Raw genomic sequence first — 21,304 nt, forward strand, 5'->3', positions numbered from 1 at the left:
GGAGCGGGAGAAGCCGGAGCGGGAGAAGGGCGCAGGCGCTAGCCGGTGACCAGCGAGGCCATCTTGAAGATCGGCAGGTACATGGAGATGACCAGCCCGCCGATCACGATGCCGAGGAAGGCCATGATCGCAGGCTCCATCAGCGAGGTCATCCCCTCGACGGCGGTGTCCACCTCCTCCTCGTAGAAGTCGGCGATCTTGGCCATCATCGACTCCATCGATCCGGTCTCCTCACCGATGGCGATCATCTGGGTGACCATGATGGGGAAGATGCCGCTCTTCTCCAGCGGCTCCGAGAGGGTGGCCCCCTTCTCGATCGACCCCTTGCAGCCGCGGATCACCTCTTCGAGCACCAGGTTGCCCGAGATCTCGGCGGTGGTGTCCAGACAGTCGAGGATCGGCACGCCGGCGGTGGTGAGGGTGGAGAAGGTGCGGCAGAAGCGGGCCACCGCCGCCTTGCGCAACACGTCGCCGAGCACCGGCAGGTTGAGCAGCAGCCGGTCGATCTCATAGCGCCCCTTCCGGGTGGCGTAGATCTGCTTGATGGCGAAGACGAGCGCCACCGGCGCGCCGAAGACCAGATACCAGTACTGGACGAAGAGGTGGGAGATCTCCATCACCACCCGGGTGGGCAGCGGCAGCTCGCCGCCCATGTCGCTGAACATCTTGCCGAATACCGGGACGACGAAGATCATCAGGATGGCGGTGACGAGGAAGGCGATGACGATGATCGAGATGGGGTAGACCATCGCCGACTTGATCTTCGCCTTGAGCGCCTGCGCCTTCTCCTTGTAGTCGCACAGCCGCAGCAGCAGCTTGTCGAGGATGCCGCCGGCCTCGCCCGCCTCGATCAGGGCGCAGGTGAGCCGGTCGAACTCCTCGGGATGCTTGCGGAAGGCCTCGCCCAGCGAGGCGCCCGCCTCGAGCATCTCGCGCACGCTGACCAGGAGCTTGAGCATCGCCGGGTTCTCCGCCCCCTTCTCGGCCAGCTGGAACCCCTGCACCACCGGCAGGCCGGCGTTCATCATGGTGGAGAGCTGGCGGAAGAAGATGGTGATCTCCTTCTCCTCCACCTTGGCCGGCGACAGGTCGAGGTCGTACCACGCCTTCTTGCGTACCTTGAGGTCGGTGTAGCCCTGCTTCTTGAGCTTGGCCGTGGCGATCGCCTCGCTTTTCGCCTCGATCTCACCGCGGAGCTTCTTCCCCTGGGCGTTCTTGCCCTCCCAGACGAAGGCGGTCTCACCGGTTGCGGCCATCTCCGCTCAGTCCGCCACGGTGACGCGCAGGCACTCTTCGAGCGACATCACCCCCTCCTTGACCTTGTTCAACGCCGCCATGCGTAGGGTCTTCACCCCCTTGGAGATGGCGATCTTGTTGATTTCGTCTGCGTTCTTGTTGGCGTAGACCGCCTCGCGGATCTCGTCGTAGATCGGCATCACCTGGTAGATGCCCACCCGCCCCTTGTAGCCGGTGCCGTTGCATACCGGGCAGCCCTTGCCCCGCATCGGGGTGAAGGTGCCGATCTCCTCCTCCTTGAAGCCGGCGTTGCGCAGCGCCTCGATGGGGATCTCCTCCGGTTCCTTGCACTCTTTGCAGATTCTCCGCCCCAGCCGCTGGGCGGTGACCAGGTTGACCGCCGAGCCGACCAGGAACGACTCGATGCCCATGTTGACCAGGCGCGACATGGTCGAGGGTGCGTCGTTGGTGTGCAGCGTGGCCAGCACCAGGTGGCCGGTGAGCGCCGCCTTGATGCCGATGGCCGCGGTGTCGTGGTCGCGGATCTCGCCGATGAGGATCACGTCGGGATCCTGGCGGAGGAAGGCGCGCAGCACCGCAGGGAAGTCGAGGCCGATGGCGGCGTTGATGTTGACCTGGTTGATGCCCATGAAGTTGAACTCGACCGGATCCTCGGCGGTGGAGAGGTTGATCCCCGGTTTGTTGAGTTCGCTCACCGCGGAGTAGAGGCTCACCGTCTTGCCCGATCCGGTCGGACCGGTGACCAGCACCATGCCGTATGGCTGGTGGATCGCCTCCTTGAAGTGCTTGAGATCCTCCTCCTCGTAGCCGAGTACCGACATGTCGAGCTGGAGGTTGGAGGGGTCGAGCAGGCGCAGCACCACCTTCTCACCGAAGAGGGTGGGCAGCACCGAGACGCGGAAGTCGACCGTCTTGGCCTTGGAGAGGCGCAGCTTGATCCGGCCGTCCTGCGGGATGCGTCGCTCGGAGATGTCGAGCTTGGCCTGGATCTTGATGCGGGAGACGATGGCGTCGCGCATCGACATCGGCGGGCGCATGATCTCCTGCAGCACGCCGTCGATGCGGTAGCGCACCCGGAGCGCCTTCTCGTAGGGCTCGATGTGGATGTCGGAGGCGCCGCGCTTGATGGCGTCGAGCAGGATCAGGTTGACCAGCTTGACCACCGGCGCCTCTTCGCTCTCGCTGGCCAGCACCCCCTCGTCGGTCTCGACCTCGCCGGTGTCGACCACCTCCATGTTGTCGGCCCCGAGGTCGGCCATCACATCCTCGAGCTGCTGGTCGGCGCCGCCCAGGCTGTCGAGGGTCTCCATCAGCTGCTGCTCGTCGCAGATGGCCACGTCGATCTGGTTGCCGCTGATGAAGCTCATCTCGTCGAGGGCGTGGATGTCGTAGGGGTCGGCGACGGCCAGGGTCAGCATGTTGCCCCGCTTGCGGATCGGGATCGCCTGGTTTTTGCGCATGATGTCCAGGCTGATGTTGGTCAGCTTGGGGTCGATCTCGATCCGGGAGAGGTCGACGATCGGGCGGCCGTAGCTTTCGCTGATGAACCTGGTCAGCTCTTCCGGAGTGAAGATCTTGTTCTCGACCAGCTGGCGGGTCAGGGTGTTGCCGGAGAGCTTGGCGTCCTTGACCACGGCCATCAGCTGTTCCGGGGTGATTTTGCGTTTTCTCAGCAGCACATCGCCGAGACGCGTTTGCTTCATGAATCCATCTCCCATCCCCTCATGCGTGGCGCGGTACGGCCGAGCGCGCGACAGGTCTCCTCAAGCGCCTGCTGCGGATTCAACTGCATATCATGCCAATAATAGAATGCCGCCACCCCCTGTGCAATCAGCAGAGGCAGCCCGTCGACGGTGCGGCGCCCGCCGTCGGCCGCCGCCTTGGTGAACGGGGTCTCCCCCGTCGGGCTGTAGACGGCGTCGAAGGCGGCCCCCGGCGGTGCGGTGTCGCACGGCGGCAGGATGAAGGGGAAGCCGGCATCCCCCTTCAGCCCAAGGGTGGTGGTGTTGATGATCAGGTGGGCGCGGCGGCAGGCCTGCCCCACCTCCTCCTGCCGCCAGGCGATCGGCCGGATGGCGGTGGGGCGGCCTGCGGCGCCATCGGCCAGCGCCCGGGCCCGCGCGAAGGTGCGGTTGCACAGCCGGATGCGGGGGATGCCCAGCCGCAAGGCGGCCTGCAGCACCGCCCGCGCCGTGCCGCCGGCGCCGAAGAGCAGCAGTTCCGCATCCTGCGGGTCGTCGAGCAACGCCTCGATCACTCGGCGGATGCCGATCCAGTCGGTGTTGCACCCCTGCCACCCCTGCTCGGTCCGACGCAGGGTGTTGACCGCGCCGATCGCCGCCGCATCGGCGTCGCAATCGACCAGCCGGGCGGCCTCCTCCTTGTAGGGGACGGTGACGTTGAGCCCGGCGACACCGCAGGCGTGGAGGCCGGCGAGTGCCTCCGGCAGCCGGGAGCGCTCCCCCACCGGGAAGGGGAGGTAGACGGCGTCGATGCGCCGCTGTTGCAAAAAAGCGTTTTGAAACAGGGGGGAGAGCGAATGGGCGACCGGATTGCCGATGATGCCGTAGAGGACGGTGGTGCCGCGGATGGACATGGTGTCCAATCCTTGAGCCGACGCCCGGTCGATGCAAACCGGGTCTGCGGGGCGGAATGGGAGTGGGGGGCGATGCGCCGGGCGGTTCCATGCGGGGCGTTGGGTGGTTACGGTTCGTAGTGGAGCGTCCATGGAGGGACGTGTCATGAGCGAATCGGGTACCATGGCCAAGGTCGAAAACCTCACCGATCTGCGGGTGCGTTCCATCGCCGAGGAGAACCGGCAGCTCAAGCAGCGCATGGGCGAGATCTATCAACGCCTCTACGAGAACGAGCAGCTTTTCGCCCGGCTGACTGCGATCGAGACCCGGGTGGTGCAGAGCCCAGATCCGGCGTCGCTCTGTCTGCTGGTGGTGACCGAGCTGCGTCAGGAGTTCGGGCTCGACCTGGTCCGTTTCGCCCTGATCCGCGGCGAGGCGCTGGCCGGCTGCGACTTCGATGCGCTCAGCGCCCGCCATCTCCAGTGGGTGGAGGCGAAGGATGTCGATGCGTTGGGGCTGGCCGGCCGGCCGGTGCGGCTGATCGAGGTCGACCGGCGCGATGCGGTGCGGCTGATGCAGTCCGGCGAGGAGCACATCGGCTCGCTCGCCCTGTTGCGGCTTGGCCCGCCCGATGCGCCGCTCGGCGTGTTGCTGCTCGGTTCGGCGATGCGCGACCGCTTCGCCCCCGACAAGAGTACCGATCTGCTACAGCATCTCGGGCGGATGATCGGCGTCAGCCTGGAGCACTGTGTGGCCCGCGATCATCTGGTGCGGCTGTCGGTGCGCGATTCCGAGACCGGCTGCTACAACCGCCGCTTTCTCCAGCCGATGTCGCGCCACCATCTCAGCCAGTGGTTTGGTGCCCTCTCCCCGGTTTCGGCCTGTTGCATGGGGGCGGTGGCGCCCGACGGCACCCTGATCCCGGGTGGTGTGCTCCACGCGGCGCTGATGCGGCTGGAGCGGCCGGGAGGGCGGCGCAGCGACCCGCTGGTGCGGATGGACGACGGGCAGTTCGTCCGTTTTCTGGCCGGGTGCGACGGGGCGCGGGCGGAGGCGCTCGCCCGCAGGCTGGTCGAGGAGGTGGAGCTGGGCGATGCGGTGTTGCAAGTCGGCGTGGCCACGACGGAGGAGCCGGCCCGCACCGAGGTCCGGACATTGGTCGAGCAGGCCGAGCAGGCCCTCTTCGTCGCCCGTGCACTCGGCGGCCGGCGGGTGGAGCGCGCCCGCGGCGACGAGGCGTGACGCGCCGGGGCGGGGTCCGGGCCGGCTGAGCCGGGCGATCGACCATGTACTGCACCTTTTTCCGCCTGCAGGCGCCGCCTTTTTCCATTGCTCCTGATCCGCGCTACCTCTATCCGAGCCGGCTCCATCAGGAGGCGCTGGCCCATCTGATCTACGGCATCGGCAACGCCGGCGGCGGCATCGTGGTGCTTACCGGCGAGGTGGGCACCGGCAAGACCACGCTCTGCCGCGCCTTGATCGGGCAGTTGCCCGAGCGGACCGACGCCGCATTGATCGTCAATCCGCGGCTCACCGCCCACGAGCTTCTGGCCGCGATCTGCGACGAGCTCTCCATCCGCTACGACCGCCGCCGCAAGAGCATCAAGCTGCTGGTCGACGCCATCAACCGCCATCTGCTCGCCGCCCATGCCGACGGCCGCCATACGGTGGTGATCATCGACGAGGCGCAGCAGCTCGATGCGGAGGTGCTCGAGCAGTTGCGGCTGTTGACCAATCTGGAGACCGACGAGAAGAAGCTGTTGCAGATCATTCTGTTCGGCCAGCCGGAGCTCAACGCGCTGCTCGCCCGGCCGCACCTGCGCCAGCTGGCCCAGCGCATCACCGCCCGCTACCACCTGCGGCCGCTCTCCCGCGCCGAGACCATCGCCTATGTGCGCCACCGCCTGGGGGTGGTCGGCGGCGACGGCGCCCTCTTCACCGCGCCGGCGCTCTGGCTGCTGCACCGGCTGAGCGGCGGGGTGCCGAGGATGATCAACACCATCGCCGACCGCGCCCTGCTCGGCGCCTACGCGCGCGGCCGTGGGCGGGTGGGGTGGCGCACGGTGCGTCGGGCGGCGGTCGAGGTGCTGGGTGGCGGCGCGCCCGGTCGTCCGATGGCCCCCGCCCCGGCGGCGGCCGGCGGCCGCCTGCCCTGGCTGGTGGCGTTGCTGCTGCTGGTCGTGCTGCTCTGGCTGCTGGCCGCCAATCCGCAGTTGATCGACGGCTGGCGTCGGTGGCTGATCGCGCTGCTGTCGGGGGCGGAGGGCGGCTGACGTGCGGCCGGGCTGAGCAGGGGGAGGTCGGTGTCCTACATCCTCGAGGCGCTGCAACGCGCCGATCGTGAGCGCAAGCGGGTCGAGCCGCCGTCGATCGCCCAGGTGGTGGCCCCGGGCGGGCCGCCCGCGCCGCATCCCCGGCGTGTTCTGTGGCCGGCGCTGCTCTGGCTGGCCGGCGCGTTGCTCCTGTTCGCCGCCGTCTGGCTGCTGGTGCGTGGCCACGCGGGGCCGGCGACGGCCAGCGTTGGGCAGCAGGCCCCGCAGGCAACGCTCACACCCGGTCATCAAGCCGCAGCCGATTCTACAGTGAGCGCACCGACCGCTCCGGCCACACCGATCGCACGGCGGCCGGAGGTGGCCGCGCGGATGGAGGCGGCGAAGTCCGGGGCGGGGCCAGAGTCACCCACGGCCCGTCCGTCCGTATCGCAGCCGCTCGCTGCACCGAAGCCGCCTGTCCGTCCGCCGGCGGCCCATCCTGCGGAGGCTGTCCCTGCGCCCGCGCCCCGAGCGAAGGGTGCATCTGCGCCACAGCCTTCCTCCAGCGCACAGCCGGGGGTGGGGGATGCCGCCGCTGGTGTTGTGCCGTGGGGGGCGCTGCCGCCTGGGCTGCGGGCACGGCTGCCGGCCATCCATATCGCGGCGTTGATCGATCATGCCGATCCGGCCCGCCGTCTCGCGCTGATCAACGGACGTACGCTCCATGCCGGGGAGTGGTTGGCCGAGGGGCTGCGGCTGGTTGCCATTGGCGCCGGTCGTGTTACGCTCGACTTCCACGGATACCGCTTCACCATGACCCCGTTTGATGAACCGACCCGGGGGCGTCGGGGCGATTAGCGCGAGCGCGGCGCCGGGCGCCCGTTGTTGCACGATGTGATCGACAGGAGATATGCAGCCGTGACCATTCCAGTGACGACGATGAACGATGCGCGCAAGGCGCGGGAGATCCGGGAATACTTCGACCGCAACGGACGGGTCCATCTGGTGCTCGACGCCACCCGCGACGATGTGGTGGTGCCGCCCCACCTCAAGGAGGATCCGGCGCTCTGTCTGCTGATCAGCGTGCGCATGCCGCAGCGGATCGAGATCAGCAAGGATGGGTTGAAGAGCGTCTTCTCCTTCTCCGGCCGGCCGTTCGCCTGCCATGTGCCGATGGCTGCGATCTGGGCCGCCTATCGGCCGGGAACGGCGCCGGAGGATGGGTTGATCTGGATCGAAGATATTCCGCCGAGCGTGCGTCGGGCGATGGCCTCGGTGCTGGAGGAGGCGGCGGAAGCTCCGCGCCGTGCCGCCGTCGCCCGCCGCCCGGAGGAGGGGACTGGGCGATCCTCCGACGGTGGCGGGACGGAAGGGGCGCCGGAGTCGTCGGCGCCGGAGTCGAAGCAGGAGGGGCGCAAGCCGAGGCGGGGCCATCTGCGCATTGTGTGAGGGGGCGCTGCGGCGGCTGGCCGCGCTGATCGTGCTGCTGTTGCTGGCCGGCTCGGTGTGGGCGGGGGAGGACCGCCGCTTCGTGGTCGATCTGCCGCTGCCGCCGGACGGGCGGTGGCAACAGCGGTTGGATGACGCCCTCGGCCGGGTGCTCGACCGCATCCTCCTGCCGGAGGAGCGGCCGCGGGCGCGCCTCTCCGCCCGGCGCTACCTGCTCAGCGCCGTGCCCGAGTCGCTTCCGCAGGGGGAGGGAGGCGCGCGGCAGGGGATGCGGCTCCGCTTCCGCCGCGGCGCCCTGCTCGATCGGTTGCGCGCCCAGGGGCTCCATCCGCTCGATCGGCCCCCCGCGATCGCCCTGCGGCTCGAGCTGCACGATCCCTACGGCGCCGCGCTGCCGCAGACGACGGCGCTGCTTCGCCGGCAGGCCGAGGCGGAGGCGCAGGCATTGGGGATGGAGATCTCTCCAGAGGAGGGGATGCCGCTGCGGTTGCGCTGGCGCTGGATCGACGACCGCTGGACGGCGCTCACCGTGGAGTCGGATGATCCCGGGCTGGCCGGGATGGGGGGGGAGAAGCGGGTCGATCTGCAGGCGCCGCTGCGGACCTTCGCCGAACGGTTGCGGCGGATCCTGCTGCGGGCGCGGAGCGTGGCCGCCCTGCGGTACCGACAGCCGTCCGCTGTGGCCTCTCCCGGGGCGGGGCTGAAGGAGGAGCGGCCGGAACCACCGGAGCGGCGCATCCTGCTGCGACTGCTCCGCCCGGCGACCTTGGCCGAGCAGGTGGGGCTGGAGCAGGTGCTCTCCGCCGCACCGCAGGTGGAGGCGCTTACCCCGCGGCTGCTCAGCCGCCGGGAACAGGAGTATCTGCTGGTGGTGCGCGGGACCGATTGGATCCCCGATTGGTTCGCCGCGCGCGGCATGCGCGCCCGCCCGGGGGAGGGCGACGACGAATGGCTGGTGCAGTGAGTCCGCGCTACCTCCTCAGCATTCCCAACATCCTGACCCTGGTGCGGATCGTACTGACGCCGTTGATCGCCTACGCCCTGTTGCGCGCCCGGCCGGAGATGGCCCTGCTGCTGCTCGCCGCCGCCGGGCTTTCCGACCTCTTCGACGGTGCCATCGCCCGGTTCTTCGGCCAGAAGACGGTGGTCGGCGCCTATCTCGACCCGCTGGCCGACAAGCTGATGCTGGTCACCGTCATGGTCACGCTCTTCCATCTCGGAGTGGTGCCGCTCTACCTCTTCATCGCCGTCATCTTCCGCGATGCGCTCATCGTGCTCGGCGCCATCTCCTACGAGCTGGTCACCCACGACCTGAAGATGGAGCCGACCTTGATCTCCAAGGCGACGACGGCGGCCCAGATCATCCTGCTGCTGCTCTTGATCCTCGACATGGCGCGGCCGGTGGGGGGCGGGCTGATCGGCGTGGCGACGTGGATCACCTTCGCCCTCACCGTCGCCTCCGGCCTGCACTACCTGGTGGTCTGGACGCGCAAGGCGGTGCGGGCCACCGAGTGAGCGCACAGCCGCCGCTGACCCTTCCGCTGCCCGCCCTGCTCGACTACGACGGCTGGGTCAACCATTCGGGTGTGGCCGATGGCGCCGCCGCGCTGGCCCTGTGGGCGGTGGAGGGGGGGGAGGTGTGGCTGCGTTCGTCGGTGGTGGCCGGCAAGAGCCATCTCGTGGCCGCGTTGCAGCAGGAGGTGGCGGAAGGGGGGGCGTTGCTGGCGGTGGCGTCGGGGGGGGATGGGGCGCGCCCGCCGGAGGAGCTGGTCGCCGGTTGGCTGCAGCAGTTGGGCGATGCCCGCCGCTGGCTGGTCGATGTCGCCGCCGGCGCGCTGCCTGCGGCGCAGCAGCTGGCGCTGTTCCATCTGATCGAGCGCGCCCGGCGCGACGGCCGGCCGTTGCTCATCGCCTGGCGCTGCCCGGAGGAGGGGGGCACCGTGCCGGAGCTGGCCAGCAGGCTGCGGGCGATGCGGGTGGTGGAGCTGGCTCCCCCCGTCGCGGATGCCGATCTGCTGCGGGTGTTGCGCGCCGAGCTGGACAGGATGCAGTGGAGGCTGGACGAGGCGCTGCTGCGCTACATGATCGTCCACTGCCGGCGCGATCTGGAGGGGCTGCTGGCGGCGCTCCACCGGCTCCACCGGAGGTCGCTCGCGGTGGGGATCCGGCCGTCGTTGCGCAACGTGCAGCGGCTGTTGGCGGAGGAGGCGGGGTGAGCCTCCCATCCGGCGGCCGGCTGCACATCCTGGGCATCTGCGGCACGGCGATGGCCGCGATCGCCGTGCTGGCCCGGGCGCGCGGTTGGCGGGTGACGGGCAGCGATGCCGGCGTCTATCCGCCGATGTCCGACTACCTGGCGCGTGAGGGCATTGTGGTGTACGACGGCTTCGATCCCGGGCGGGTGGCCGCCGGGCGGCCCGATCTGGTGGTGGTGGGCAACGCCCTCTCCCGCGGCAACCCCTCGGTGGAGTGGCTGCTCGATGCCGGCGTTCCCTATACCTCGGGGGCGCAGTTCGTCGGCGATCACCTCCTGCCCGGACGCCATCCCTTCGTCGTCGCCGGCACCCACGGCAAGACCACCACCGCCTCGCTGGTCGCCTGGCTGCTCGAGGTCGCCGGCCATAATCCGGGGATGATGATCGGCGGGGTGCCGCACAACTTCGGCGGCGGCGCGCGGCTGGGGAGCGGCGCCCCCTTCGTGCTGGAGGGGGACGAGTACGACACCGCCTTCTTCGACAAACGATCCAAGTTCCTCCACTACCACCCCCGCACGCTGATCCTCAACAATCTGGAGTTCGACCACGCCGACATCTTTCCCGATCTGGCCGCGATCCAGCGCCAGTTCGCCCATCTGCTGCGCACGGTGCCGCGAAGCGGCCTGGTGGTGGTCAATGGCGAGGACCGCGCGCTGGTCGAGGTGGTCGAGGGGGGCTGTTACACCCCGGTGGTCCGCTTCGCCCGTTATGGGGCGCCGGTGGAGAGCGAGTGGCAGTGGCGGCCGTGCAGCGAAGATGGCGCGCGCTTCGCCATCTACCGGCGAGGCGCGCTTTTCCTGCAGGCGTCCTGGTCGATGATCGGCGTCCACCATGTGGCCAATGCCTGTGCGGCGGTGGCCGCCTGCGCCGCCTGGGGCCTCTCCGCCGGACAGCTCAGGGAGGGGCTGGAGCGGTTCGAGGGGGTGGCACGGCGGATGACGCTGGTCGGCACCGAGGGGGGGGTGCGGGTCTTCGATGACTTTGCCCACCACCCCACGGCGATCGCCGGTGTGGTGGCGGCGATGCGCGCCCGCATGGAGCGCGAGGGGGGGGGCGGACGGCTGTGGGTGGTGGTGGAGCCGCGCTCCAACACCATGCGCGGCCGCCACCACCAGCAGCGGCTGGCGGCCTGCTTCGACGGCGCTGATCGGGTGCGCATCCTGCGGCCGAAGGGATCGCGCATGGTGCGGGGGGCGCTGCTCGATGTCGATGCGCTCTGCCGGGAGATCGGGCCGCACGCCCGCCCGATCGACGGCGTCGATGCGCTGCTGGAGGAGTTGCCCCATGCGCTGTGCTCCGGCGACGTAGTGCTGGGGCTCTCCAACGGTGGGTTCGACGGCTTCCCGCGCCGACTGCTCGATCGCCTGCGCGGAGGGGGGCAGGAGGGGGGCTTCACGCTGCTGGAGGTGCTGATGGCGCTGGCCGTGTTCGCCCTGGTCGCCGCCGCCACCTACGGCGCGCTCGGTGTGGCAGGCGACGGCTTCGTCCAGCTTCGCGCGCAGCGCAGGCAGTTGGAGGTGCAGCACTGGCTGGGGCGGCAGTTGCGCATGGACAGCGGCTTCGCCAGCGCCACCAACCTGCCGGGGGTGGTGCCGCTGGTCCTCACCAGCGACGATCGGGGCGAGGAGCAGTTCGACACGCTGGAGCTGCTGGTACGCGAGGCGGGCAAGCCCGATCTTACCCGGGTGCACTACGCGATCGACGAGGAGTCGGGCCATCTGCAGCGTAAGAGCATCGCGCTGCTGGCCCGGGAGGGGGTCACACCGGAGGTGTGGGATATGGGGGCGGTGCGCTCCTTCTCGGTCGAGGCGCTCGACGATCAGGGGCAGTGGCGGCAGGAGTGGCGGGAGAAGCCGTTCCGCTGGCCGCGTGCGCTGCGGGTGCGGGTGCGCGACGGCCGTGGGGAGCGGGAGTGGTTCCTGCCGCTGTTCCACCACGCTGGCGGACCGACGTGAAGCCGGACGGTCCACGGACGGATGGACGTGTTGCGATTCGATCATGGAGGATGCGGTACGGAGGGAATCGATGCCGGATTTGTTGCGATCGGAGATCGCAATCGGGCTGATGCTTTCGGCGGCGATGGTGGGCCCGGCCGTGGGCGTCCACGCCGCCGAGTGGCACACATCGGCCGATTTGCGCGAGCGCTACCAGTCGTTCACCAACCTCGATTTCAATGCGGCGAAGAACGATCGGCGGTGGGAGTTCGACTCCCGCCTGTTTCTCGAGAGCCGGACCGAGTTCGGCAACGGCCTTTCGCTCTACCTGCAGCCGCAGGCGATCCTGATCCGCAACAGCGATCAGAGCCAGACTCCGCAACAGCAGAACCTGACCCAGTCCGACCTCTATCAGGCCTGGCTGCAGTACCGCAGGGACCACTTCTCCCTCCGGCTGGGGCGGCAGACGCTGGTCTATGGCGACCAGCGGCTGCTCGGTCACCTGGGGTGGAAGGATGTCGCCCGCACCTTCGACGGGGTGAAGTTCTCGCTTCGGCTCGATCAGATCAAGGTCGACCACTTCATCGTCCATCCGGCCGATCTCACCAGCATGACGCCGACGGCAACCGCGCCGCATGGCCAGTCGCTGGTCACCTGGGAGGATCGGCGGCTGATCGGGGTTTACGCCACCTACGAGCCGCGCAAGGGGAATGGGCTGGATGGCTACTGGATCAACTGGATGCATGGCGCCCAGGCGGCTGCCGGGACGGTCGGGCGCAACATCCACACCTTCGGCGCGCGGCTGTTTGGTGCCGGCATGGGCTTCGATGCCACCGCCGAGGCGGTGTTTCAGCGCGGTGACTGGGTCGGCGGCGTATCGCAGAGGGCGTCGGCTTACGCCATCGTGGCCGGCTACACGCTGAATGGGTGGCACACCCGGCTGGGGATCGAATACGACTTCAGCCCCGGCGACGACAAGGGCGATGCCGCCACCCACAAGGACTTCGTCTTCCCCTTCCATACCAACCACGCCCACTACGGCGAGATGGATCGATTCTCGTGGGCCAACATGCGGGATCTGCGGCTCTCGCTCAAGAGCGCGCCGACCGAAGGGCTGGCCTTCAAAACCGATCTCCACCTCCTCAGGCTGGACAAGGCGCAGGGGGACTGGCTCAACGTGGTGGGCACCGCGCCGCTCTACAAGGGGGCGGCGGGCTACACCCAGACCAGGGCCGGCACCGAAGTCGACATCAAGCTGATCTACCAGCCGGCGGGGGTGCAGGGGTTGAAACTGGTCGGTTTCTACGGCCTGTTCACCCCCGGTGCCGCGGTCTCCGAGCGCAACGGCGGGCATGCGGACGGCGCGCGCTTCGGCTATCTGATCGGGCGGTATCGGTTCTGATGGGTGATGGAATCGCAAAAAGTCCGTTCGTGGGCTTTTTGCTCGACGGGGATCGAAGGGATCATGTCACCGACGATCGCCCGGGCCGATAGGCCCCACGGGGGCTTCGGCGATCCGATCGGCATGTGCGGGCGGAGCTGTCCGTTGCGGGACGCCCGCCGCGGAGGAGGGGAGGAGATCCCTCCCCGGTCGGTTCCGCCGCCGGCGCGCTCAGACGGTGCGCCGGCTCATGTAGTCGCGTACGAAGGTCTGGACGGTGTAGACCAAGAGCAGCCCCATGGCCCCCGTCCCCAATGCCTTGACCGCCCACTGGTTGCTCACCGAGATGGCGATGATCGAGACCAGGCCGACGGTCAGCATGGTCAGGATCGATACGATGGAAAGCCTCATGTGATGCACTCCTTTGTGTTGTTGGATGTTGTCTTTCTTGCGACCGTGGGTCGCAAGGCGGGGCGCATTCTCTTTGGGGAGGGTGAGAAGAGTGTGACCGGTTCCGAAACGCCGTTTCATGAAGCCGTGTTCATGATCGAATCGCGATGCATCCGCCCATGGGCCTGCCTCCTCCGTCCGACGGCGGGGTCCGTCGGACTCCGGGCGGGGTGCGGCGGCGGTGGGATGCCTACCGCATGCGCCGGTGCGCCGGCTCAGGCAGCAGTGACGAGACATCGCCGCCCATGGCCGAGATCTCGCGGATGAAGCGGGATGAGACGAAGGTGTACTCCTCGCGCGCCATGACGAAGGCGGTTTCGATGGTGGGGTCGAGCCGGCGGTTCATCGTGGCCATCTGGAACTCGTATTCGAAGTCGGAGGCCGCGCGCAGGCCGCGCAGGATGGCGCAGGCGCCACAGGCATGGGCGAACTCGACCAGCAGGCCGTCGAAGCCGGCCGCCTCCACCCGCGGCATGCCGGCGAAGGTCTCGCGTACCATGGCCAGCCGCTCCTCATGGCTGAAGCAGGGGCGTTTGTCGGGGTTGGTGGCCACGCCGACGACGATGCGGTCGAACAGCTTCAGCCCGCGTTGCACCACATCCACATGGCCGAGCGAGATGGGGTCGAAGGTACCGGGGTAGACGGCGGTTCGGCTCCGTTCCGGGCTCTGTCGCATTCTTGATCCCATCGCAAAAAGTCCCTCCATGGACTTTTTGCTCGATGGCGATCGAAGAGCGTGGTTTTCGATCGCCTTACAAAACCGTCGGTTGCATGCGCAACCTTCGGATTTGCGCGACCATCCTGGTCGCGGATGATGGTTTCGCAAGAAACCGTCATTCCTCCGCAAGCCGCAGGAAATGCAGCGTGGATTCGCCGTAGCGCCGCACCTCGTCGTCGACCACGGCGGCGGGCCATGCGGGCATGCTGGCGCCGGCCGTTTCGATCACCAGCCATTCGCTCCGGATCCGGTGGCGTTGCAGCAGGGGAATCAGCCGCTCCGGCCAGGCGCTGCGGTAGGGGGGATCGGCGAAGATCAGGGTGAAGCGGGATCCCGCAAGCCGGGTGAGGGCGCGCCCGACGTCTCCGGGGAGGATGCGCCAACAGCGCTCCAGTCCCCAGGCGCGGCGCAGCTCCTCCATCCGGGCGACCGCCTTCCGGTCACGTTCGATGGAGAGGGCCGACGCAGCCCCGCGGGAGAGCGCCTCCAGCGCGATCATGCCGCTGCCGGAGAAGCAGTCGAGCACCCTCCCTCCCTCGATGGGGCCCAGGATGTTGAACAGCGCCTCGCGCACCCGGGCGGTGGTGGGGCGTACGCCGCTCCCGCATCCGCCGCGCACTCTGCGGCCATGGAGGCGACCGGCGGTGATCCGCATCCCCCCGCTCCGTTCAGTCCGGCCGAACGGGGTGGCGGGCGCCGGCCACGGGGCTAGTGGAGTTGCAGCTTCAGCATCCTGCCGCCGGTGAACTTGGCGATGTTCTGGAAGGCGACCTCGGTGTCGGGGTCGTTGATGGCCAGCGGCAGGGTGAAGACCGGCCGCGGGATGCTGTGGTAGTGGACCACGTCGGTGGGTGGTTCGTCGCCGATCAGCATGTAGGCGCCCGGCTGCGGCCCCTTGCTCAGTTCGTCGAAGGTGTGGCCGATGGTCTCGTCGGCGCCGACGAATGGAGCCTTCTGCAGCAGCTGGTCGAACATGGCACCGGTGGTGCCGTGGAAGGTGCCGATCCGCCGGTCGGCGTACCAGCTCACAGCGCTGATCTGTTTGCCGGAGCGGATGGCGATCACCCGCAGTACCGGGATGAGGAAGGCGGTCACCCCGTGCATCGAGCCGGTGGCGTCGACCACCATGTGCAGATCGTGGCCGGGGATCTTCTTCAACCCGGAGATGAAGAGGTCGAAGTCGCGCTTGCCCCTGCCGCTGCCGACGCCGGCGCTCTTCAGTACCCGGGCGATCTGCTGCTGCACGTCGCTGCCGGCCACCTGGTTGAGTTCGTCCTGAAGCTGCGCGTTGCGTGCATCGGCCGCGGCCAGCTCCGCCCGGAGCCGGGCGATCTCCTCCATCGTCTCCTTGCTGTTGCCGCTGCTCATCCCTTGTGAGTAGATCACCACCAGGGCGAACATGAAGACGAAGGCGGCCAGCATCAACAGCGCCATGTCGGAGAAGACCTCGAAGATGCTCTCCGAGCCTTCGCGGTGGCGGCGGCGGACGCTCATCGTATCGCAGGTCGGGCGCGCGGCGCGCGGCTGGCTTTTTGCGATCGCATCAATGATCGAATCACAAAAAGTCCGTCCGTGGACTTTTTGCTCGACGGGAATCGAAGGGCGCGGTCTTCGATTCCCTTACAAATCCATCGCTTGCCTGCGCAAGCGCCTGTTTTGCGCGGCCGTCCATGGCCGCGGATGCCGGCCTCTTGCGAGCCGTCATCAATACTTGCCGCGGATGCGGTTCCACCAGTCGCCGATCGCTCCGGCCTTGTGCCGCAGACGTTTCTGCAGGCGGAGTTCGCTGCGCAGCAGGCTGGCGTAGTAGCGGTGGATGGAGATCGCCTTGAGCAGATCCTCCCCTTCGCCCACCTCCTTGATGGTGTCGTTCAGCCGGGTGACCTCGTCGTTGAAGGCCGCCACCGTCTTGCCGCCGTCGCGAAAGAGGTCGTGCAGGGCGAGGATGCGGCGCTCCAGCTGTTGCACCTGCTGGTTGAGCAGCCGGATGTCCCGCTCCGGTGTGGGGGCGAGGTCGGCGGCGGCGTAAACCAGACTGGAGCGCATCATCAGATCCTGCAGGCCGTCGATGGAGGAGTCGGTGATCCAGGCGAAGACGCGCAACAGGATGCCGCCCAGGATGGAGCCGAGCAGGGTGGTGTAGAAGGCGATGCCCATGCCGGACATGGCGCTGCTCAACCCCTCCAGCATCAACTGCTGGTCGTCGCCGATGGCGGCCAGCGCGCCGTTGAGCCCGGAGAGGGTCATGGTCATGCCGAGCACGGTGCCGATCAATCCCATGGTGATCAGCAGGTTGCCCAGCAGGCCGACGAACCTGCTCGCCCGGTGGTGGGCGGCGAACTCCACGTCGACCAGTGCGGCGATGTCCGGGGTCGTGCCCTGTTCGCTGATGTGCTGCAGTGCGGCGATGAAGCGGTCGACCACACGCCGCCGTTTGGGGCGGACGCCGCCCAGCCCCTTGCGCCGCATCACCGTTTCGATCCGGTAGCCGCGGAACCATTCGCCGGTGAGCAGCAGGGCGTGGACGAAGCTGATCAGCAGCCCGAAGAGGAAGACCGCGCTGATCAGCCAGGTGATGCGGCTGGCGTCCTGGTGGATGAACTGGAAGATGTCGGCCTTGTGGTAGAGGATGACGAAGACGAAGCCGGCGGTGGAGAGCCAGGCCAGCCACAACACCAGCGTCTTCAGCCCCCGCTGGTCGAAGGCCTTCTGGGTTACCGGCGGCATGGGGTCAAGGTTCCGCTCCGGGGTGCCATGTGATCACCTCCTCCGTGGTGGGGCAGTCGATGCTATCCCGAGGCAGTTGCGACTCCAAACGGGCGACCCGCTCGGGATCGGCTCGGGTCTCCGGGTGTTTGGCGATCAGGTAGGAGCAGATGTCGCAATACTCCTCGATCGATTCCTCGTAGGTGCCGATGCGCCGGGCGGTGGCGACGATCTCCTCCTTGTCGGCGGCGATCAGCGGGGAGAGCAGCGGCAGGTCGGAGGCCGAATAGATGGCGTGAATGTTGTGCAGCGTCTGGCTGGCCACCTGGCCGAGCGAGTCGCCGGTGACCAGCGCCCGCGCCCCGTGGGTTGCGGCGATCGCCTCGGCGGTGCGGATCATCTGTCGTTTGTAGAGGACCATGCGGTAGGTCGCCGGTACGACGGCGATGGCGTGGCGCTGGTAGCGCTCCATGTCGACCAGAAAGAGGCGGATCGCGCCGCAGTAGCGGGCCAGCCGTCGGCTCAGGCGGCGGATCTTGCCCAGGTCGCGGTTGAGGGTGCTGTTGTAGCAGTGGACCAGCAGCACCTCCATGCCGCGCTTCATCATGGCGTAGGCGGCGACCGGCGAGTCGATCCCGCCGGAGAAGAGCACCGCACCTCGGCCGGAGCAGCCCACCGGCAGCCCTCCGATCCCCGGTCGCTTCTCCACCATCAGCCAGGCGGTGTCGCTGCCGATCTCGATCTGCAGGTGGATTTCCGGCCGGTCGAGGTCGACCCTCATACCCAGCTGCTGCTTGAGGAAGCCGCCCACCTCCCGGCTCACCTGCGGTGAAGTGAGCGGAAAGCGCTTGTCTGCGCGATGGCAGGAGACGCGGAACGGGCGCCCCTGCAGCCCGTCACCGTAGCGTGCGACGATCATGGCGCGCCCAAGCTGTTGCATGGCCGCCAGCTCCGGGGGGCAGCAGCGCACCGGGGCGAAGTTGCGCACGCCGGGGATCAGCGCCAGATGGTCGAGCAGGGCGGCGTCGATCTGTTCGACCCTGAGTACGACCCTCCCGTGGTGGCCCGCCTCGATCCGCCCTCCGGTCAACCGTTGCAAGGCGTCGGTCAGCTTGCGTTCGAACCAGCGGCGGTTGCGCCCCTTGAGGGCGATCTCGCCGTAGTGGATCAGGATGCGCGCCGTGTCGTCCACCTCCGCAGGCTAGCGCCCTCTCTTCCGCTCTGCAGCACGGACGATGCTCGGCGGGCAGCGGGGGTTGGCCTCGCTCGCCCGGCCGGCTCCCTCCCCGCCGGCGGCAATCCTTGCCGCCTCCTCCTCCGGTGCTCGCGCGCAATCCGTTGAGAATCCTTGCGTTCCAATGCGGCACGGTTCCTGCTTGCAGGCAACTGCGCCGGGGCCTTGTGCACCGGCGTCGAGCCGAGACCGTCCATGTGAGGAGGTATCCCGCCATGCTCAAGCCGACACTGCCCGATCCGGTGACCTCCAAGGCGCATCAGACCGCCGGAAACCGGACGACCGACCTCGGCCAGAAGCAGATCTTTCTCAAACTTCTCGTCGCGCAGATGAAGTTCCAGGATCCGCTCAAGCCGCAGGATCCGACCAAGATGTCGTCGCAACTGGCGCAGTTCAACACACTGGAGGCGCAGCTCAATGCCAACAAGCTGCTGGAGAAGCTGGTGGCGGCCCAGAGTTCGGGCAAGAGCGCGTCGGCCTCGCCCGCCTCCTATCTGGGTAAGACCGCCACCGTGCCGATTACCTCGCTCGATTACGGCGGCGGCACGCAGAGCTTCGACGTCGGCCTGATGCAGGACGCCCATCAAGTGCTGGCGGTGATCAGCGACACCAACGACATCCCGATACGCTCGATCAACCTCGGGGCACTCACAGCCGGCAGCCACCAGGTCACCTGGGACGGCAAGACCGACCAGGGGACGCCGGCGCCGACCGGCCACTACAAGCTCAAGGTGGTGGCCGCCGACGCCTTCGGCAAGCCCGTCGAGGCGCAAGCGCAGCGCTCCGGCCAGGTGACCTCGGTCCGCTTCGGCAAGGACGGCGGCGTCAAGCTGATGGTCAACGGCCAGGCGGTCGACATCGGCGCGATCACCCAGATCAGCCTCTAGGGAGGACGCGATGGGGATGTACAGCTCGATCTACACCGCCAAGAGTGGGATGATGGCCTTTTCGCAGGGGACCAACGTCATCGGCGACAACCTGGCCAACAGCAATACCGTCGGGTTCAAGGGGAGCACGCTGCTCTTCTCCGACGTCATGACCCGGGCGGCGGGGGCGAAGAGCTTCCATGCGGCGCAGGCGGCCGCCGGCGTGCGGTTGGCGAAGGTCGGCCGGGACATGCGGCAGGGGCAGGTCGAACACACCACCAACGGGACCGACATGGCGATCAGCGGTGCGGGGATGTTCGCGCTTCGGGATCCGGTCAGCGGCAACACCTTCTACAGCCGTGCGGGCCATTTCCTGCTCGACAAGAACTTCAAGCTGGTCAACGAGCAGGGGATGATCGTGCAGGGATGGCAGAAGAGCGCGACCGGCGCCACCATCGGTACCAAGCCGGTCGATATCGACATCGGCCTCTTCTCCGGGGCCTCGCCCGCCGATCTCGCCAACAACCGGATCGTGATCGCGGCCACCCCCTCGACCACGGCCAACATCGGTGTGACGCTGCCGGCCAACGCGGTCCGGCCGAGCGCCCCTCTCTTCGACCCCAACGATCCGACCAGCTACAACTTCAAGACCGATCTGGTGCTGTTCGACGCCAACGGTACCAAGCACACCACCAGCCTCTACTTCGTCAAGCAGGGAATGGACGCCAACGGCAACGCCGTCTGGGACTGGCATCTCTCGGTCAAGGGGGATGAGCTCACCGGAGGGACGGCGAACGACGCCAATACCCAGGTGGAGGTGGGGGGCAGCTCCTACACCAGCGGAGCGGCGCTCCCCGCCGGTACCCTGCCGCAGGGGACGGTGATCGCTCCCTCGACCACCCTGAGCGCCGCGGTGACCGGCGCATTCACCCTGATCGATCAGAACGGCAACAGCGCAGCCATCCCGGCCGGCGCCTGGACGGCGGGGACGACGCTGGCCGCGGTGGCTGCCAACGCCGGGTTGGCCAACACCGGTTTCTACCGCATCGGCAGCGGCGGCATCACCGTGCCGGCGGCCACCGTCGGCGGCACCAGCCCGCTGATCCAGCTGCCGGCGACCCCATCGACGGTGACCGGCGGTGTGGTCGATCCGGCCGTGGCGACGGCGCAGCGGTTGGAGTTCGACGGCACCGGCGCACTGGTCAACGAGTATGCACCGACCGTCTCCATCCCGTGGAACGGGGCCGCCGCCGGTGCGATCAGCCTCAACATGGGCTCGGCCACCACCATCGATGCGCAGGGGACCACCGGCACGGGGACCGACGGCACCCTGCAGGTCGGCGATGCCTTTGCCGCCACCTCGGTGACGAGCGACGGCTATGCCCAGGGAACGCTGGACCGGCTGGAGACCGACGCCACCGGTGTGATCTACGGGCTCTTCACCAACGGCCGGCGCGTCCCGCTGGCGCAGGTGGCGCTGGCCGCCTTCGGCAATCCGGCGGCGCTGGAGCGGATGGGGGGCAACCTGCTGCAGGCCTCCGCCGCATCGGGCAAGGCGACGATGCAGGCGCCGACCACCGGCGGTATGGGGACGATCATCGGCTCCGGGCTGGAGCAGTCCAATGTCGATCTGGGCGACGAGTTCGTCAAGCTGATCGTGCTGCAGCGATCCTTCGAGGCCAACTCCAAGAGCCTGACCACCACCGACCAGATGCTCTCCATGCTGGCGCAGCTCAAGCGCTGATCCGGGCGCCTGCCGATGCGCGGTGGCGCGCCCGGCGGACGGCCCCTTCTACGCCGCCTTGCAGTTCGCCGTTTGCGGGGCGCTCATGATCCGGTCGCAACGATGATTCCGTGGAGGCTTCGCCCCACGGCGTCGAAGAGCACGGCCTTCGATCGCCTTACAGCAGCGTCGCCTGCCTGCGCAAGCTCCGGATTTGCGCGGCACGCCAACGCCGCGATGCCGCCTTCTTGCGAAGCCACGCATGGATGCTTGCATGGTTGTGCGTCTGGTGAGGTGCAGGATGTTGGTGACAGTTGTTGACAAACAACGGGGTTGCACGGAGCGTTGCAGAGCTCGACCACGGTGTTGCCCGTTGGATGAACTGCTGGTTTTTACAACATAAATGATGGAATCGCAAAAAGTCCGTCCGTGGACTTTTTGCTTGACGGGTATCGAAGAGCGTGGTCTTCGATACCCTTACAAATCAATCGCTTGCTTACGCA

Annotated in this window: 20 protein-coding genes; 11 read left to right on the forward strand and 9 right to left on the reverse strand. The window is 68.1% G+C overall.

The window, feature by feature from the left end; all coding sequences use genetic code 11:
* Positions 1-38: 38 nt before the first annotated feature.
* Genes D6682_08160 through D6682_08170 form a run of 3 tightly spaced genes read right to left on the reverse strand, consistent with a single transcriptional unit; the run spans position 39 to position 3,853 of the window.
* Positions 39-1,256, reverse strand: a complete 1,218-nt coding sequence (locus D6682_08160; GenBank protein RMH49941.1) for a type II secretion system F family protein — start codon at positions 1,254-1,256, stop codon at positions 39-41.
* A gap of 6 nt (positions 1,257-1,262) precedes the next feature.
* Positions 1,263-2,960, reverse strand: a complete 1,698-nt coding sequence (gene pilB, locus D6682_08165; GenBank protein ID RMH49942.1) for a type IV-A pilus assembly ATPase PilB — start codon at positions 2,958-2,960, stop codon at positions 1,263-1,265.
* Positions 2,957-3,853 carry a shikimate dehydrogenase gene (locus D6682_08170; protein ID RMH49943.1) on the reverse strand — a complete coding sequence of 299 codons (897 nt, stop codon included), beginning with the start codon at positions 3,851-3,853 and terminating at the stop codon, positions 2,957-2,959. The genes pilB and D6682_08170 overlap by 4 nt, the downstream gene beginning before the upstream one ends.
* A gap of 31 nt (positions 3,854-3,884) precedes the next feature.
* Between D6682_08170 and D6682_08175 the strand changes: the two genes are divergently transcribed.
* The 9 genes from D6682_08175 (at position 3,885) to D6682_08215 (ending at position 13,125) form a co-directional block, all read left to right on the forward strand.
* Positions 3,885-5,075, forward strand: coding sequence for a DUF484 family protein (locus D6682_08175; GenBank protein RMH49944.1), 1,191 nt, complete (start codon positions 3,885-3,887; stop codon positions 5,073-5,075).
* A gap of 44 nt (positions 5,076-5,119) precedes the next feature.
* Complete coding sequence (locus D6682_08180) at positions 5,120-6,106, forward strand: DUF2075 domain-containing protein (protein ID RMH49945.1); 987 nt, start codon at positions 5,120-5,122, stop codon at positions 6,104-6,106.
* 30 nt (positions 6,107-6,136) lie between these two features.
* The gene (locus D6682_08185) at positions 6,137-6,943 is read left to right on the forward strand and encodes a hypothetical protein (protein RMH49946.1); all 807 of its coding nucleotides are present in this window, start codon (positions 6,137-6,139) and stop codon (positions 6,941-6,943) included.
* Positions 6,944-7,024: 81 nt separating this feature from the next.
* Complete coding sequence (locus tag D6682_08190) at positions 7,025-7,534, forward strand: hypothetical protein (protein ID RMH49947.1); 510 nt, start codon at positions 7,025-7,027, stop codon at positions 7,532-7,534.
* Positions 7,527-8,498, forward strand: a complete 972-nt coding sequence (locus tag D6682_08195) for a hypothetical protein (protein ID RMH49948.1) — start codon at positions 7,527-7,529, stop codon at positions 8,496-8,498. The genes D6682_08190 and D6682_08195 overlap by 8 nt, the downstream gene beginning before the upstream one ends.
* Positions 8,483-9,049 carry a CDP-alcohol phosphatidyltransferase family protein gene (locus tag D6682_08200; protein ID RMH49949.1) on the forward strand — a complete coding sequence of 189 codons (567 nt, stop codon included), beginning with the start codon at positions 8,483-8,485 and terminating at the stop codon, positions 9,047-9,049. Before D6682_08195 ends, D6682_08200 begins: the two co-directional genes overlap by 16 nt.
* Positions 9,046-9,750: a hypothetical protein gene (locus tag D6682_08205; protein RMH49950.1), complete on the forward strand. Its 705-nt coding sequence runs from the start codon at positions 9,046-9,048 to the stop codon at positions 9,748-9,750. Before D6682_08200 ends, D6682_08205 begins: the two co-directional genes overlap by 4 nt.
* Before the next feature lie 50 nt (positions 9,751-9,800).
* Positions 9,801-11,744, forward strand: coding sequence for a UDP-N-acetylmuramate:L-alanyl-gamma-D-glutamyl-meso-diaminopimelate ligase (gene mpl / locus D6682_08210; GenBank protein RMH49959.1), 1,944 nt, complete (start codon positions 9,801-9,803; stop codon positions 11,742-11,744).
* 70 nt (positions 11,745-11,814) lie between these two features.
* Complete coding sequence (locus D6682_08215; protein RMH49960.1) at positions 11,815-13,125, forward strand: hypothetical protein; 1,311 nt, start codon at positions 11,815-11,817, stop codon at positions 13,123-13,125.
* A 210-nt stretch (positions 13,126-13,335) separates the two neighbouring features.
* Here the strand turns inward: D6682_08215 and D6682_08220 are convergent, their stop codons facing one another.
* The 6 genes from D6682_08220 to thiI form a co-directional block, all read right to left on the reverse strand.
* On the reverse strand, positions 13,336-13,515 hold the full coding sequence (locus D6682_08220; GenBank protein RMH49951.1) for a hypothetical protein: 180 nt from the start codon (positions 13,513-13,515) through the stop codon (positions 13,336-13,338).
* Between the two features lie 229 nt (positions 13,516-13,744).
* The gene (locus D6682_08225) at positions 13,745-14,230 is read right to left on the reverse strand and encodes a pantetheine-phosphate adenylyltransferase (protein RMH49952.1); all 486 of its coding nucleotides are present in this window, start codon (positions 14,228-14,230) and stop codon (positions 13,745-13,747) included.
* A gap of 157 nt (positions 14,231-14,387) precedes the next feature.
* Positions 14,388-14,927: a 16S rRNA (guanine(966)-N(2))-methyltransferase RsmD gene (locus D6682_08230; protein RMH49953.1), complete on the reverse strand. Its 540-nt coding sequence runs from the start codon at positions 14,925-14,927 to the stop codon at positions 14,388-14,390.
* 53 nt (positions 14,928-14,980) lie between these two features.
* Entirely contained in the window at positions 14,981-15,766 is a 786-nt protein-coding gene (locus D6682_08235) for a hypothetical protein (GenBank protein RMH49954.1), read from the reverse strand.
* Positions 15,767-15,976: 210 nt separating this feature from the next.
* Entirely contained in the window at positions 15,977-16,999 is a 1,023-nt protein-coding gene (locus tag D6682_08240) for a hypothetical protein (protein RMH49955.1), read from the reverse strand.
* Between the two features lie 4 nt (positions 17,000-17,003).
* A complete protein-coding gene (gene thiI / locus D6682_08245) occupies positions 17,004-18,170 on the reverse strand; it encodes a tRNA 4-thiouridine(8) synthase ThiI (GenBank protein RMH49956.1) in 1,167 nt (388 codons plus the stop codon).
* Positions 18,171-18,427: 257 nt separating this feature from the next.
* On the opposite strand from thiI, the gene D6682_08250 reads away from it, so the two are divergent.
* Both D6682_08250 and D6682_08255 read left to right on the forward strand, forming a co-directional pair.
* Positions 18,428-19,099 (forward strand): flagellar hook capping protein, encoded by a 672-nt coding sequence (locus D6682_08250; protein ID RMH49957.1) that lies wholly within the window; start codon positions 18,428-18,430, stop codon positions 19,097-19,099.
* A gap of 10 nt (positions 19,100-19,109) precedes the next feature.
* A complete protein-coding gene (locus D6682_08255) occupies positions 19,110-20,822 on the forward strand; it encodes a flagellar hook-basal body complex protein (protein ID RMH49958.1) in 1,713 nt (570 codons plus the stop codon).
* Positions 20,823-21,304 lie beyond the last annotated feature (482 nt).

It is taken from the genome of Zetaproteobacteria bacterium, from assembly GCA_003696765.1.
Taxonomy (GTDB): domain Bacteria; phylum Pseudomonadota; class Zetaproteobacteria; order Mariprofundales; family J009; genus RFFX01.

Coding starts and splice junctions, on each gene's coding strand:
- D6682_08160 (RMH49941.1), bottom strand. CDS start 1,256: ATGGCCGCAACCGGTGAGACCGCCTTCGTCTGGGAGGGCAAGAACGCC.
- pilB (RMH49942.1), bottom strand. CDS start 2,960: ATGAAGCAAACGCGTCTCGGCGATGTGCTGCTGAGAAAACGCAAAATC.
- D6682_08170 (RMH49943.1), bottom strand. CDS start 3,853: ATGTCCATCCGCGGCACCACCGTCCTCTACGGCATCATCGGCAATCCG.
- D6682_08175 (RMH49944.1), top strand. CDS start 3,885: ATGCAAACCGGGTCTGCGGGGCGGAATGGGAGTGGGGGGCGATGCGCC.
- D6682_08180 (RMH49945.1), top strand. CDS start 5,120: ATGTACTGCACCTTTTTCCGCCTGCAGGCGCCGCCTTTTTCCATTGCT.
- D6682_08190 (RMH49947.1), top strand. CDS start 7,025: ATGAACGATGCGCGCAAGGCGCGGGAGATCCGGGAATACTTCGACCGC.
- D6682_08200 (RMH49949.1), top strand. CDS start 8,483: ATGGCTGGTGCAGTGAGTCCGCGCTACCTCCTCAGCATTCCCAACATC.
- mpl (RMH49959.1), top strand. CDS start 9,801: ATGGCCGCGATCGCCGTGCTGGCCCGGGCGCGCGGTTGGCGGGTGACG.
- D6682_08215 (RMH49960.1), top strand. CDS start 11,815: ATGCCGGATTTGTTGCGATCGGAGATCGCAATCGGGCTGATGCTTTCG.
- D6682_08220 (RMH49951.1), bottom strand. CDS start 13,515: ATGAGGCTTTCCATCGTATCGATCCTGACCATGCTGACCGTCGGCCTG.
- D6682_08225 (RMH49952.1), bottom strand. CDS start 14,230: ATGCGACAGAGCCCGGAACGGAGCCGAACCGCCGTCTACCCCGGTACC.
- D6682_08230 (RMH49953.1), bottom strand. CDS start 14,927: ATGCGGATCACCGCCGGTCGCCTCCATGGCCGCAGAGTGCGCGGCGGA.
- D6682_08235 (RMH49954.1), bottom strand. CDS start 15,766: ATGAGCGTCCGCCGCCGCCACCGCGAAGGCTCGGAGAGCATCTTCGAG.
- D6682_08240 (RMH49955.1), bottom strand. CDS start 16,999: ATGCCGCCGGTAACCCAGAAGGCCTTCGACCAGCGGGGGCTGAAGACG.
- D6682_08250 (RMH49957.1), top strand. CDS start 18,428: ATGCTCAAGCCGACACTGCCCGATCCGGTGACCTCCAAGGCGCATCAG.
- D6682_08255 (RMH49958.1), top strand. CDS start 19,110: ATGGGGATGTACAGCTCGATCTACACCGCCAAGAGTGGGATGATGGCC.